This is a genomic window from Actinomycetota bacterium (assembly GCA_030017835.1).
Taxonomy (GTDB): domain Bacteria; phylum Actinomycetota; class Aquicultoria; order UBA3085; family Oleimmundimicrobiaceae; genus Yes70-04.
In genome coordinates this window covers 37,503-52,142 of sequence record JASEGU010000002.1, presented here as the reverse complement: position 1 = coordinate 52,142, position 14,640 = coordinate 37,503, and the positions used below count along the sequence as shown (strand labels likewise).

Below are 14,640 nucleotides of genomic sequence, written 5' to 3'. Positions count from 1 at the left end.
CAAGAAAAATCGAGCTCTAAGGGTTTTGCCTCATACTAGGGAGATGACTCACCGACGTCTAACTTGGTTTGAGGGGTATAAATAAAGGAGGTGATGATAGTATGACCATTTCTAGTCAGGAGAAAGCCGGCATCGTCAAGGAATTCGGCTCTCATGAGCACGATACCGGATCCCCGGAAGTTCAAGTGGCCATCCTTTCCAAGAGGATAAAGGATCTAACCGAGCACTTGAAGCTGCATAAGAAAGATTTCCACTCCCGCCGCGGTCTACTGAAACTGGTCGGTCAACGAAGAAGGCTTCTAAACTACCTAAAAGAGGTAGATGTCGATAAGTATCGTTTGATAATCAAGAAGCTCGAGCTGCGCGGTTAGCCCCTTTTAAAAGTTTAGGAGGTTTACAATTTAATGGATTTAATTTCACGAGAGATTTCATCAGGCGATAAGAGTATAGAGTTTCAGTTCGGTAAGATTGCCCGCCAAGCCGACGGAGCCGTTTATGCTCGAATGGGCGATAGCATTGTGCTTGTGACGGTCGCTGGTTCTAAGGAGCCCATGCTTGGGCTCGACTTCTTTCCGCTTACGGTCGAAGTTGTAGATAAGATGTATGCCGCCGGCAAGATTCCGGGTGGCTTCATAAAGAGAGAAGGCAGGCCGAGCGAGAAGTCGATCCTTACGGCCAGGCTCATAGATCGTCCAATAAGACCGCTATTTCCAGACGGTTTCAGGAACGAGATTCAAATAATTGTGAGTACCCTCTCGGTCGACATGGTAAATCCTTCCGATATTTTGGCGCTGAATGCCGCCTCTATGGCTCTGGCCATATCGGACATTCCGGTTGAAAAGATGGTTGCCGCCGTGCGGATGGGCCGTCTTGATGGAGAGTGGATCATAAATCCTACGCTTCAGGATTCTTTGCTCTCAGATCTCGATCTGATCGTGGCAGGCAGCAGTGACTCCATAATCATGGTCGAAGCTGGGGCGAATGAGGTCGATGAGGAGCTGATGATCGAAGCCCTCTCTAGAGCTCATGAGGCAATTAGATCGATGATAGCTTCTATGGAAGAGATCGCAAAAGAAATCGGCAAACCCAAAAGGGAGATCATTCTTGCAGAGCCCGATTCTGAACTAAAGGAGAAGGTCATCTCCATTGCGACTTCACGTATAAGAGAGGCGATGGGCGGCTCAGACAAACTCGCAAGAGAGGAAGCCGTTTCGGTGGCCAAAAAAGCGATAATGGAAGAATTGCTGTTAGAGTATCCCGAATCCGAGGGTGAGATCAAAAAGCTTCTATACTCGGCTGAGAAGTCTGTGGTTCGCAAGATGATAGTAGATGAAGGAATCCGCCCGGATGGACGGACATTAGGTGAAATCAGACCGATCGACTGCGAGGTGGCCTTTCTGCCCAGAGCCCACGGCTCTGGGCTCTTCACCAGGGGTCAGACTCAAGTCCTATCCGTCTTGACGCTGGGAACTGCAAGCGAGGTCCAGAGGCTCGATGGTCTTGATAACAAAGAATCGAAGAGGTATCTCCACCACTATAACTTTCCGCCTTTTTCAACGGGAGAGGTCTGGAGACTCGGTACGCCCAAAAGACGCGAGGTCGGTCACGGGGCGCTGGCCGAAAGGGCTCTGCTTTCGGTCATACCGGATGAGATAGATTTCCCCTATACGATCAGGATTGTATCCGAGGTTTTGGAGTCTAACGGCTCATCCTCTATGGCCAGCGTATGCGGTAGCACCCTATCTCTGATGGACGCCGGAGTTCCCATCAAGGCCCCGGTTGCGGGAATTGCGATGGGTCTGGTCAAGGACGGAGATAAGGCAGCCGTTCTCTCCGATATCCAAGGCGTCGAAGATGCCCTTGGCGATATGGACTTTAAGGTGGCCGGTACCACGAAGGGGATTACCGCTCTTCAAATGGATATGAAGGCTACGGGGGTACACATCGATGTTTTAAAATCGGCCCTCAAACAGGCTAAAGATGGCAGACTCTTCATTCTGGATAAGATGCTCTCCGCAATAAGCGAGCCCAGAAGCAGTCTCTCCGCCTATGCTCCAAGGATCATTGCGATGAGCATCAATCCGGAGAAGATCGGTGAGGTCATTGGACCGGGAGGAAAGGTCATCAGGGGAATAATAGAGGCTACCGGAGCCACCATTGATGTCAAACCGGACGGAACCATCTATGTCTCTTCCCTTGACGGCGAGGGCGGAGAGAAAGCTAAGGAGATGATCGAGGCCCTAGTCAAGGAGGTAATGCCTGGCGAAATCTACCTGGGAACCGTCGTCAAGACGACGACCTTTGGAGCCTTTGTCGAACTTCTTCCGGGCAAGGACGGCCTGGTTCACATCTCAAAACTCGCCAAAAAAAGGATACCCACTGTTGAGGACGTCGTAAATGTCGGCGACAAGATCAAGGTAAAGGTCGTTGAGATAGACGAAAAGGGTAGGATCAACTTAACAGCGATAGATGTGGAAGAGGACAAGTGAGCTTTGAGCGCGGATTCTTAAATAGCGGGGTCGAGGTCTTAATGGAACCGGCCCCCAATTTAAGATCGGTAGCTATCGGTTTTTGGATACGGGTCGGCTCCAGAAATGAACCTAGAGAAGCCATGGGAATCTCCCACCTCATAGAGCATCTGATCTTCAAGGGAACCAAGAAGAGAGGCGCCAAAGAGATATCGGATATATTCGAGGGCCTAGGGGCTGAAGTAAATGCGTTTACCAGCAAGGAACATACTTGTTATTATGCCAGAGTGATCGATGAAAACCTGGGTGAGGTAGTAAACCTGCTTTCGGAGATGCTGAGTGCGCCAGCTTTTAGAGAGAGCGATCTCTCTTCAGAAAAGGAAGTGGTACTTGAAGAGATCCATCATTACGAAGATACTCCAGATGAACTAATTCACGACCTATTTGCCGAGACCCTCTGGGACAATCACCCGCTCGGTCAATCTATAATCGGATGCAACCATACGGTCTCAGGGTTTAAGGCCGAAGATATATCCAATTTTTTTAGTCGGCACTATACTTTTGAAAAGACCTTGGTCACGGTGTCCGGAAGTTTCGATAAGGATAATCTTTTCGGCCTCTTAGAGGGTGGACTCAAAATGTCTGAATTTAAGTCTAGCCCGCATCCCGAGGTGGCCGTCAAGGTCGAGAGGAGAAACCGGGTGATGAAGAAAGACACCGAGCAAGCTCACATGTGCTTCGGATATGAGGGACTTGGCGGTGGCGATGGCGACAGATTTGCCGTGAATATATTGGATGGTATCCTTGCTGGCGGTATGAGCTCAAGATTATTTCAGAAGATTCGCGAGGAGAAGGGCTTGGCCTATTCCGTCTTCTCCTATCATTCTTTTTACAGAGACACAGGGTCCTTGGCAGTATATGTCGGGACGCGACCCAAAAATATAGATGAAGTAATTTCGTTAATTGAAAAAGAGGTCGATAGTTTGCTGACAAAGGGCGTAAACGAGGCTGAACTTAACAGGGTCAAGAATCAAACGAAGGGGTGTCTGGTGTTGAGCATGGAGAGCACTTCAAGCAGGATGTCTCGGCTTGGCAGATCTTATCTGCTCCACAGCGAAGTGTTAAGTTTAGACGAGATAATAGAAAGGGTTGATTCCGTAACTGCAAATGATATCGCAAGGGTATGCGAGAGAGTGTTCAAACCGGGAAAACGGGCACTCTCCGTCATAGGCCCCTTTGATAAAGATAGATTTGATACCTAATCAAGGAGGAATCATATGATTAGAGTGGTTGTATGCGGGGCAAGCGGCAAGATGGGAAGGACGGTTTGTAAGGCGGTTCATTCCGATCCCGAGCTCTCCTTGGTCGGTGCGGTAGATAAGGATTATGAGGCGAGCGGCATCCAAGATCTAAGTGAGATGGGAGAGAATAAAGTCTATTTGGATTCAAGCTTGAGCGCAGCCATCAAAGAGCTTAAGCCAGACGTGGTGGTCGATTTCACCAACCCCGATGTAGTTATGAACAATATCAAGATAGCAGTCGAGCTTGAAGTGGACATGGTCATCGGAACGACGGGCTTTACGTCAGATAAACTGGGCGAAGTTGAGAGGATAATAGACGGCCAAGATGTGGGCATCTTCATTGCGCCAAATTTTGCCATCGGGGCTGTTTTGATGATGAAGTTCGCAGAAAAGGCCGCAAAATACTTTAATGACGCTGAAATAATCGAACTTCATCATAATGAGAAGTATGATGCACCATCGGGTACAGCAATGAAGACCGCCGAGATGCTCTCGTCGATCAAGACCTTTGAAGACCTTGGGCCTAACGAAAAGGAGATACTGCCCGGCTCAAGGGGTGGAAACTATAAGAATATCCGCATTCATAGCATCCGTTTGCCGGGTCTCATAGGTCATCAAGAGGTACTTTTCGGCCTCGATGGACAGCTTTTGACCATTCGCCATGATACCCTAGACAGGTCTTCATTTATGCCGGGCGTTTTAATGGCCATAAAGAAGCACAAAGAAAACAGGGGAGTCACGGTTGGGCTAGATAAGCTCATGGAGATATAAGGCAGGTGACTTAAATGTTTGGCGATCTTTTAACGGCGATAGTAACTCCGTTTAAGGAGGATTTAAGCCTCGATCTTGATGCTTTTGAGAAGCTGATCGAGCATCTTATCAAGACGGGCACAGATGGGCTCGTGGTATCAGGCACAACGGGCGAATCTCCGACCCTTAGTGATGAAGAGAAAGTTGAACTCTTCAAGGTGGCCAAAGAGGTGGCGTCCGGCCGGGTAAAGGTGATTGCGGGAACGGGCTACAACTGCACCAGAGAGACGATCAATCTGACGAAAATGGCCGAATCGGTAGGGGTAGATGCGGCAATGGTGGTTACACCGTATTATAATAAGCCTCCCCAAAAGGGTCTATACAACCACTTCAGGATGGTCGCAGAGAGCACCAAGCTTCCCTTAATACTCTATAACGTTCCAAGCAGGACGATAACCAACATCGAAGCGGATACGACGATAGAGCTCTCAAAGATAGAAAACGTGGTTGCGATAAAAGAGGCAAGCGGCAACTTGGAGCAGATAGCCAAGATAATCGATTCGACCACGAGTGAATTTATGCTCTACAGCGGCGACGACGCCATGACCTATCCCATCATGACTCTTGGAGGGGATGGCGCTATAAGCGTGATCTCACATGTGGCCGGAGATAAGATGAAGTCGATGGTTACCTCATATAAGGATGGAAAGCACGAGGAGGCAAGAAGGATCCATCTTGAGCTGCTTCCCCTTTTCGAGTCGATGTTTATGACCACCAATCCTATCATGGTAAAAGCCGCACTTAGGTCCATTGGATTAAATACAGGTGGCCTGAGACCACCTTTGATAGAGTCGACCAAGGATCAGGAGAGAATCCTTGAAGATAAGATGAGAGGATTAAAATTAATTTAATAAAGAGGAAAGATAAGTGAATGAGAAAAAGAAGAATACCTTAAGGGTCATTCCCCTTGGCGGCCTTGGAGAGATCGGAAAAAATATGATGGTCGTCGAAGACGAAGAGGGGATGATATTAATAGATGCCGGACTCAAGTTCCCTGGAGAAGAGCTGCTCGGCATAGACATAGTCCTTCCGGACTATTCCTACGTCGTCAAGAATCAAGAGCGCCTAAAGGGCATAATAATTACTCATGGTCATGAGGATCACACGGGAGCGTTGCCTTACCTCTTGAGGGAGGTTGGCGCGAGAGTCTACGGCACTAAGCTAACCCTCGGGCTGATAAAGGAGAAACTCAAAGAGTACGATATTGAAGCGGATCTATTTGAGATCTCCTCAGACTCAACGCTGAAACTTGGCAATTTCGATCTAAGCTTCTTCAGCGTCTGCCATAGCATCCCGGATGGGGTCGGAATCATCATCGGGACGTCGCTCGGCTACATCGTCCATACCGGTGACTTCAAGCTGGATCAGACTCCGGTCGATGGCCGGACGACCGAGCTTGATAAGCTAGCTTGCTTAAAAGATAAAGATGTCCTGTTGCTACTATCCGACAGCACCAACGCCGAGGTGCCGGGCTATACCTCTCCCGAAAAGATGATCGGCGCCAATTTGTTGAAGATATTCGAGGAGGCCGAGAACAGGATAATCGTTGCCACCTTCGCCTCCCATCTTCATCGTATACAACAGATCTTCGATGCGGCCAAAGCCTCTGGCAGGAGGGTTGCCGTTTCTGGGCGGAGCATCATAAACAACGTTAAGATCGCTTCGGAAACGGGTTACTTGGAAATACCATCCGGCTCTCTGGTTGATATAGGTGAGATAAATAATTTTCATCCATCTAAGATGGTCGTCCTCTGTACGGGAAGCCAGGGCGAACCGCTCTCAGCCCTCTCCAGAATCGCAGCGAAGGAGCATAAAAGGGTGAAGCTTGCTGATACCGACACAGTTGTTGTCTCGGCATCTCCCATCCCGGGAAATGAGAGGGCGATAACAAGGATAATAAACCAGATCTTCCGCTATGGAGCCGATGTCTATTATGAGCAGATATCCGGAGTCCACGCTTCCGGCCACCCGGCTCAAGAGGAACTAAAGATTTTGATGAACCTGGTCAAACCGAGATTCTTTGTTCCGATCCATGGCGAATACCGCCATCTCAAACACCACGCCGATCTCGCTGTTTCGGTCGGAATACCGAGGGAGAATATATTTCTTTGCGAGGATGGCGACATACTCGAACTCAATGAGGAGGGAGCCGGGATAAGCGGGAGCATCGAAGTAGGAGAGGTCTTCGTTGACGGCCTTGGGGTCGGTGATATCGGGGACGTCGTACTGCGCGATCGCCAGATACTATCAAGCGACGGGATATTCATCGTCCTCGCGGCAATCGACCCGGCTTCCGGTGAGACAAAAATCGGACCCGAAGTAATTTCACGGGGCTTCGTTTACGTCAAGGAGGCCAAAGAATTGATCGATGAGTCGATAGAGCTTGTGGCCGAGATCTTGGAGGAAGCGAGGCTTGAAGGAGTGATCGATATGAGCTCCATAAATAGCGTCATAAAGAAGAGGATGATGCAGTTTCTCTATTCCAAGACGAAGAGACGGCCGATGGTCGTACCCTTCATCACAGAAGGCTGAGTGGGATAATTTGAGCATACTTCAAGCGATAATTTTGGGAGTCGTTCAAGGCGTTACCGAATTTGTGCCCATAAGCAGCTCCGCTCACTTGGTGATCCTGCCTGAGGTTTTGGGTTGGCCCCAGCCCAGCCTAGCCTTTGATGTCATGCTTCACCTTGGAAGTCTGCTTGCCGTCTTGGTCTATTTTAGGGATGATCTTCCAATCCTCATCCAATCCTTTTTCAGGGGGATTTTTGATAAAAATAACAGGAAAGATGCGGGGTTTAGACTCTCCTTTTTGATAGTGGTTTCAACCATCCCAACAGTCATCATAGCCATCTTGTTCAACGATTTTTTCGAAAGACTCTTTGCGAGCCCAATCTCGGTTTCGGTTCTGCTCATTCTGACAGGAGTCACCCTCTCCTTCGCTGAAAGGCTGGGCAAGAGAGAGAGAGGTCTAACCAGCATGCAGGCTAAAGACTCCATCTTAATCGGTCTCGCCCAAGGTCTTGCGGTCGCCCCCGGCATATCCCGTTCGGGGGCGACCATATCAACCGGGCTCTTTCTCGGGCTGGACCGGACCTCCTCTGCAAGGTTTTCCTTTTTGCTCTCCATCCCGATAATTTTAGGGGCGGCCGCAAGCAAGATTCCCGATTTTTTAAAATTATTTATCCCCGGACAGATCTCACTTCTCGCTTTTGGCTTTGCCTCCGCGTTGCTAAGTGGATACCTTTGTATTAAATTCTTATTAAGCTTCTTAAAGAGCAGGGGGCTTTATGTCTTTTCATACTATTGCATAATGGCCGGAGCCCTCTTTTTGCTTTCCAAAGCGATCTGAAGCACACAGGAGTTATAAATTGACCGACAAGAAAAGCGGCCCCCGCAAGAGCTCCAAGGTTAAGGGCGGACCAAACGAGATATACGGGATTGCCCTATTCGCCCTTTCGATAATAATCTTTTTGGGTCTGTTCGCCTCGGACAATGGAGTACTCGGCAGGCTGGTGAGTGACTTTTTAAAAGATTTTATCGGAATTGGACGATATATCTTTCCCTTCTTTCTATTCTTTGCCGGCCTTCTATTCGTAACCGACTGGGCCGATCTTCGCAGAGAGATGGTCTCAATTGGTCTCACCATCTCATTCTTGAGTCTGATCGCCCTGATTCATCTCGGCACCCCATACGGCGAAGAACTCCTAGCCTCGCAGATAGACTCCTACGGCGGCTATCTTGGCGGCGTCTTGGTCTATGCTTCTCGCTTTCTGATCGGAAACATCGGCTCTTACGTCGCTTTCTTGGCTGCGCTTAGCATCGGCATATTGATCTCGACGGGATTTATGGTAAGTGAGCTGTTTGTCATCATAAGAGGTGGACTCAACAGGCTGTTTCACGTCGGGAAAGGGATAAAAGAGAGAGAAACGTTAAATAATAAAACCAGGCTCATTAACGATCAAGGCGAGATCATCAGCGGATTCGATGACGAGGTGCTCGAAGCGGAGTTTACCACAAGGACCGTCCGGCAGAAATCGAGTGAGGCGGCCGCAAAAAATACGATTCAGATTAAAATGGACACACATGGCGGAGAGTTTGCAGATTATGAGCTGCCGCCCCTTTCGCTCTTAAAACTGTCTGTCCCTAGGAGTCAGGAGCACAAGAGGGATGTTCAAGCAAACCTCGTCATCTTGGAGCAGGTCTTAAAGAACTTCGACGTCGATGCCAGGATAGATAAAGTGACCAAGGGGCCGACTGTAACCCGCTATGAGATACAGTTGGCTTCCGGGGTCAAGGTCAACCGCATCCTCAACCTATCGGATGACATAGCGCTTGCTCTGGCCACATCCGATATAAGAATACTTGCCCCAATTCCAGGGAAATCGGCCATTGGTATCGAGGTTCCAAACAAGCAGAGGGAGCTTGTAACCATCGGCGACATCCTTTCGAGCGAGGAGTTTGCAACCGGGAGCGTACTCCAACTGGGTCTTGGCAAGGATATAGCTGGCCAATCGATCATAGCCGATCTTGCCGACATGCCCCACTTGATGATTGCTGGAGCGACCGGAAGCGGTAAGAGCGTCTGCATAAACGATATTTTGATCTCGTTTTTGATGAGAGCCAAACCCAACCAGTTAAAGATGATTCTCATCGATCCGAAAAGAATAGAGCTAAATTTGTATGATGGTTTGCCCCATCTCATCACTCCCGTCGTCGTCAACCCCAAAGAGGCGTCCTCGGCCCTTCTCTGGACGGTCAAGGAGATGGAGAGTCGTCTGGATCTATTGGCCGATGCCGGCACGAGAAACATTGATGGCTACAACGCCTACCTGGCCAAAGAGAGTAGGTTTGAGGACTTCATGCCCTATATCGTTATCGTCGTGGACGAGTTGGCCGATCTTATGATGGTCGCTCCCGGCGAGGTGGAGGATTCGATCTGCCGGTTGGCCCAACTTGCAAGGGCAGTCGGCATTCATCTCATAATCGCAACTCAGCGGCCCTCGGTCGATGTCATAACCGGACTCATCAAAGCTAACATCACCTCGAGGATTGCCTTTGCCGTCTCCTCTCAAATAGATTCCAGGGTTATACTCGATTCCCCAGGAGCTGAGAAACTGGTCGGCAAGGGCGACATGCTCTTCTTGTCGCCAAAAACCCATAGGCTAAAAAGGCTTCAGTGCGCCTTCGTTACCGAGGAGGAGGTCGAGTTAGTGACCAATTTCGTCAAAGGACAGGCAAAGCCAGACTACAAGTCGGAAATACTAAAAAGGCAGAAATCCAAGTTTGCTCTGGATGATTACGATGATGATCTATTCGACGATGCCCTGGAGCTAGTCGTCTCAACCGGAATGGCCTCGGTCTCGATGCTTCAGAGACGCCTTAGGATCGGCTATACCAGAGCGGCTCGCCTGATGGATATTTTGGAGGAGAAGGGGATAGTCGGAGTCACCGAGGGAAGCCGTCCCCGCCCTGTTTTGTTTACTGAAGACGATTTGGAGAGACTCAAAGGAGATAAATGAAGATGAAGCAGCCTAAAAAACAAGGACAAAGGGTCTCTTTGGTGAATTAACTAATGCAAAGGAATCTTAAAAAGGAAGCAAAGGATTTATGCAATCAATAGGGCAAATTTTTAGAAATAGGCGCCAGTCATTAAACCTGAGCCTCAAAGATATTGAAAAAAGCACCAAGATAAGGGTCCGCTATCTTCAGGCCATCGAGAATGATGATTACTCAGTTTTGCCCGGCCCCGTCTATGCAAGGGGATTCATCCGCGTTTACGCGAGAACCCTCGGTATCGATCCCAAGCAAATAATGGAGATGTATAGCAAAAGTCAAGGGGAAGAGATCCTGCCGTATGATGACCACGAGCACGAACACGAGACCGAGGAGCACTACGAAAGGCCTCACGCGGAGGAGAGGCGTCATGTTGATCAGCGTGAAACGAGGATGAGAAGAAGGACCTCCGAAAAGGGAGTCTATTTCAAAAGAAGGGCGGCTCTTGTAATTCTGGTTATTGGGGCAATTTTGATATCTCTCTATATTGTCACCCGTTTTTTCGCTGGAAATAGAAATGGTGATACGGCTGATATTACAAGAGAAACTTCATCGAAGTCATTCAATATAGAAGATCGGGAGAGTCTTGAAACTCCAGAGGAAGAGACCGTCGTAGATGAGAGTCTCGGCGAAGAAGGCGCCCTTCCGGCCGCCGGCTTTAACATAGAGGTTCAGGCCGTTGAGCGAGTGTGGCTCAAAGTAACCCTAGATGGTGAAGTGGTCTATGAGGATGTTATGGAAAAAGGAGCCTCCAAACTCTGGGAAGCTAAGCTAAACGCCAAGATCAGAAGCGGTAACGGTGAATTGGTCTTGATCAAGAAGGACGGCGTAGACATCGGAAAGCTCGGAATAGGGCTAGAAGAGAAGACTTTTACTAAATGACGGTGATCAGAAATGTCTAAGGAATCTTCATTTGATATCGTCTCCGAGGTCGATCTACAAGAGATCGATAACGCTGTAAATCAAGCGACCAAGGAGATTGAGAACAGGTACGATCTAAAAAAGAGCAGGAGCAGTCTGACCTTAAATAAGGGTGAAAGCAGAATATTCATTGAGTCGGAGAACGACTTTACCTTAAAGAGCGTCATTGATGTATTGAATACCAAGGTAATAAAGAGGGGCATTTCCCTAAAGGCACTCTCATTGGGCGCGGTCGAGCCCGCAGCAGGAGGCCGGGTAAGACAGAAGATAGATGTGGTTCAGGGCGTCTCGAAAGATCAGGCCAAAGACATTAATAAGCTCATCAAAGATAGTAAGATAAAGGTCAAAGTGACCATAGATGGTGACAAGCTGAGGGTTACCGGTAAGAGCAAAGACGAACTGCAGGAGGTTATCTCACTTCTTAAGGAATACGATCTTAATATACCTCTCCAATTTACCAACTACAGGTAGGCGGCAGCCTTGAATCAGAAATTTGCCATCCTTACTCTGGGTTGTCCAAAAAACGAGTGCGATTCCGATCATCTATCGGGCCTCCTGTTGGAAAAGGGGTACATCCCGTCCGATGCCTTCGAGGATGCCGATATCTTGATCTTAAATAGTTGCGGTTTTATTCAAAGCGCCAAAGAGGAGTCCATAGAGGCAATTTTTGAATTGGCCCGGCAAAAAACTGAAGGCAGTTGTAGTGTTTTGGTTCTTACGGGCTGCTTGAGCCAACGCTATGGCCAAGAGCTCGCAGACGAGATACCCGAGATAGATATAATCCTTGGCACCCATAATGTTCTTGATTTACCCAACAAATTATTTGATTTTACAGATGGCGACAGGGTCATCGAGCCGACCTCGCTACCAAAAAAACCACCCACCCCTTCCGTTCGAAAAAGACCGGATTTACCCTATGCCTATCTCAAGATCGCAGATGGCTGCGATACGGGCTGTTCCTATTGCGCCATTCCATCGATAAAGGGGCCCTATAAGAGCATTCCAATCGAAAATCTCGAAGCCGAAGCAGAATTTTTGCTCGATTCCGGGGTTAAAGAGTTGATTTTGGTTGCTCAGGATCTGGCTCTCTACGGGACCGATCTTTATGGCAGCCCTACCTTGCCCGAGCTCTTGATGAGGCTCGCAGAGATAAAAGGAGATTTTCGAATCAGGCTTCTCTATCTTCAACCCTTCAATTTGACGGGCGAGATTCTACATGCCATGGCGGCGAGCGATAAGATCTGCCCTTACATAGATCTCCCCTTTCAACATGCTAACGAAAGGATCCTAAAAATTATGGGTAGGGGCGGCTCTTTTAAGACGAATATGGGTATAATTAAGAGGGTAAGAGGCGCATTGCCCGATGTCAGCATAAGGTCGTCATTCATTACGGGATTTCCATCGGAGACGAAGAAGGATTTTGAAGAGATGGTTCGCTTTTTGAAAGAGGCTGAGTTCGACCATGCCGGTTTCTTCAAGTATTCGCCGGAAGAGGGGACAAAGGCGTCTACCCTTCTACCAAAGGTTTCAGAAAGGGTCAAAGAGGAGCGTTACCATCAGCTTGTTACCCTTCAAGATGAAATATCTTTTCGAAAGAACGATGCATTTATTGGTAAAAGGATAGAGGTTTTGACCGGGGCAGATTATCTTGAAGGAGGAATCTGGGGAACGAGCAGACACCAGGCTCCAGAGGTGGACGGCATGGTCAAAATCACATCACGCAAAGGAGAGATAGCGCCCGGCCAATTTGCCTGGGCCAAAATTACCGGCGCACTTGCCCACGACCTGATCGCAGAGAGGAGTCGTTGATGGCAAATATAGCGAACCGGATAACCATCATTAGGATACTCTTAATCCCTGCATTCATGGCCTTTTTGCTCTCTCCGCTCAAATACGGCAACTTTGTTGCCGTCTCTATTTTTGTCATAGCGGCTGCCACTGATGGTCTCGACGGGTATGTGGCTCGCTCAAAAAATATGGTCACCATCTTTGGAAAATTTCTCGATCCCTTGGCCGATAAGCTATTGATCTCTGCGGCTCTTATCTCCCTGGTTGAGCTGAGTCTAATATCTTCGTGGATAGCAATGACCATAATAGCTCGCGAGTTCGCAGTCTCAGGTCTAAGGATAATGGCCATAGCCGAAAAGAGAGTTATCGAGGCCAGCATCTGGGGCAAAGTGAAGACGGTAAGCCAAATAATTGCGGTAATTTTTTGGATAATCTTTCCAAATACTCACCTGGCAAACGCATCAATGGCTCTTGCCCTCTCCCTTACGGTATTTTCCGGAATAGACTATTTTTTAAAGACTCGAGATATCTGGCTTAATGAGGAGAGCGAGGGACTTTGAAATTCAACATTCTTATAATCGGAAGCGAGCTCACCAAAGGGCTTGCCGTCGATACCAACTCAAGGGAGATAGCCTTAAGCTTAGCAAAGATGGGGCTGGTGGTGAATAAGGTATCGATAGTATCGGATTCCTTGGATGTAATCGAAGATGAGATTGGGGTATCTCTAAAATCGAGCGATCTTCTCATAATAACAGGCGGGCTGGGCCCAACCATGGATGATTTGACCAGGGAAGCACTCGCCCACTACTTTGGCGAAGACCTTAAGATTGACCCCAAACTCTTGGGGTTAATTGAAGATCGGTATAACCTCTTGAGGAGGGAGACCAAGGAGGTCATCAAAAGACAGGCCGAAATATTTCCAGGCGCTCAGCCTATCCTGCCAAGCACTGGAACTGCTCCCGGTCTTTGTATCGATAAAGATGGCAAGGTAGTAATAGCTCTGCCTGGAGTTCCTTCGGAAATGAAAGAGATGCTTCAAGACCAAGTTATTCCCTTTATCGAGAAGAGGTTCTCCCTTTCTAAGAGGTTTTTGGTTAAAACGGCCAGAGTGAGCGGAATAAACGAAGTAGAGGTCGAAGAGAGGATACGAGGACTTGAAGAGGAGTTCATGCTTGATATCTCCTTGATACCTCATCCAGAGAGCGTAGAGATACACCTCTCCCTTATGGCCGATGGCGACGGTGGAAGGACGATCCTTGACGAGGCCTCCCGTCGTCTTCAAGAAATGCTCGGCGAACACCTCATAGGTTTCGACGGGGTCTCTTTGGAGGAGTCGATTGGAATGCTTCTTGAAGCGAGGAAGCTCACCCTAGCTGTCGCCGAATCATGCACGGGCGGCCTGATCTCAAAAAGGATTACGGATGTATCCGGGAGTTCAAAATATTTTTTAGGCGCTGTTGTCTCCTACGCTAATGAGGCAAAGGAGAGAGTATTGAAGGTCTCCAAGCGCCATATTGAAGAGCTTGGCGCCGTAAGCCCAGAGGTGGCGTTGGATATGGCAAAGGGGGTGGCCAAAGCCATCTCCTCAGATATCGGTTTATCGGTAACCGGTATCGCTGGACCATCGGGAGGCAGCGAATACAAACCGGTCGGCACGGTCGATATCGCCCTCTGGCACCTTAACGGTTATTTAACGGATAGGCACCATTTTTCCGGCAGCCGAGGCGAGATAAGACTCAAATCATCAGAGGCGGCCCTTAGGATGCTAAGAGACTTTCTCCTTGGGGGCTGATTCGACA

Annotated in this window: 13 protein-coding genes; all 13 read left to right on the top strand. The window is 48.6% G+C overall.

What is annotated here, in order from left to right:
- Positions 1–101: 101 nt before the first annotated feature.
- Positions 102–371, top strand: coding sequence for a 30S ribosomal protein S15 (gene rpsO, locus QMD53_01110; protein ID MDI6799277.1), 270 nt, complete (start codon positions 102–104; stop codon positions 369–371).
- Between the two features lie 33 nt (positions 372–404).
- Positions 405–2,489, top strand: coding sequence for a polyribonucleotide nucleotidyltransferase (locus QMD53_01105; GenBank protein ID MDI6799276.1), 2,085 nt, complete (start codon positions 405–407; stop codon positions 2,487–2,489).
- Complete coding sequence (locus QMD53_01100) at positions 2,486–3,730, top strand: pitrilysin family protein (protein ID MDI6799275.1); 1,245 nt, start codon at positions 2,486–2,488, stop codon at positions 3,728–3,730. The genes QMD53_01105 and QMD53_01100 overlap by 4 nt, the downstream gene beginning before the upstream one ends.
- A gap of 15 nt (positions 3,731–3,745) precedes the next feature.
- The gene (dapB, locus tag QMD53_01095) at positions 3,746–4,540 is read left to right on the top strand and encodes a 4-hydroxy-tetrahydrodipicolinate reductase (GenBank protein ID MDI6799274.1); all 795 of its coding nucleotides are present in this window, start codon (positions 3,746–3,748) and stop codon (positions 4,538–4,540) included.
- 14 nt (positions 4,541–4,554) lie between these two features.
- A complete protein-coding gene (dapA, locus tag QMD53_01090; protein ID MDI6799273.1) occupies positions 4,555–5,430 on the top strand; it encodes a 4-hydroxy-tetrahydrodipicolinate synthase in 876 nt (291 codons plus the stop codon).
- 16 nt (positions 5,431–5,446) lie between these two features.
- Positions 5,447–7,111, top strand: coding sequence for a ribonuclease J (locus QMD53_01085; GenBank protein ID MDI6799272.1), 1,665 nt, complete (start codon positions 5,447–5,449; stop codon positions 7,109–7,111).
- Between the two features lie 10 nt (positions 7,112–7,121).
- The gene (gene uppP / locus QMD53_01080; GenBank protein ID MDI6799271.1) at positions 7,122–7,928 is read left to right on the top strand and encodes an undecaprenyl-diphosphatase UppP; all 807 of its coding nucleotides are present in this window, start codon (positions 7,122–7,124) and stop codon (positions 7,926–7,928) included.
- 19 nt (positions 7,929–7,947) lie between these two features.
- Complete coding sequence (locus QMD53_01075; protein MDI6799270.1) at positions 7,948–10,098, top strand: DNA translocase FtsK 4TM domain-containing protein; 2,151 nt, start codon at positions 7,948–7,950, stop codon at positions 10,096–10,098.
- A gap of 88 nt (positions 10,099–10,186) precedes the next feature.
- The gene (locus QMD53_01070; GenBank protein ID MDI6799269.1) at positions 10,187–11,014 is read left to right on the top strand and encodes a DUF4115 domain-containing protein; all 828 of its coding nucleotides are present in this window, start codon (positions 10,187–10,189) and stop codon (positions 11,012–11,014) included.
- A 12-nt stretch (positions 11,015–11,026) separates the two neighbouring features.
- Entirely contained in the window at positions 11,027–11,524 is a 498-nt protein-coding gene (locus QMD53_01065; GenBank protein ID MDI6799268.1) for a YajQ family cyclic di-GMP-binding protein, read from the top strand.
- 9 nt (positions 11,525–11,533) lie between these two features.
- Positions 11,534–12,862 carry a 30S ribosomal protein S12 methylthiotransferase RimO gene (gene rimO / locus QMD53_01060; protein MDI6799267.1) on the top strand — a complete coding sequence of 443 codons (1,329 nt, stop codon included), beginning with the start codon at positions 11,534–11,536 and terminating at the stop codon, positions 12,860–12,862.
- A complete protein-coding gene (pgsA, locus tag QMD53_01055) occupies positions 12,862–13,401 on the top strand; it encodes a CDP-diacylglycerol--glycerol-3-phosphate 3-phosphatidyltransferase (GenBank protein MDI6799266.1) in 540 nt (179 codons plus the stop codon). Before rimO ends, pgsA begins: the two co-directional genes overlap by 1 nt.
- Positions 13,398–14,633, top strand: coding sequence for a CinA family nicotinamide mononucleotide deamidase-related protein (locus tag QMD53_01050; protein MDI6799265.1), 1,236 nt, complete (start codon positions 13,398–13,400; stop codon positions 14,631–14,633). Before pgsA ends, QMD53_01050 begins: the two co-directional genes overlap by 4 nt.
- Positions 14,634–14,640: the final 7 nt, after the last annotated feature.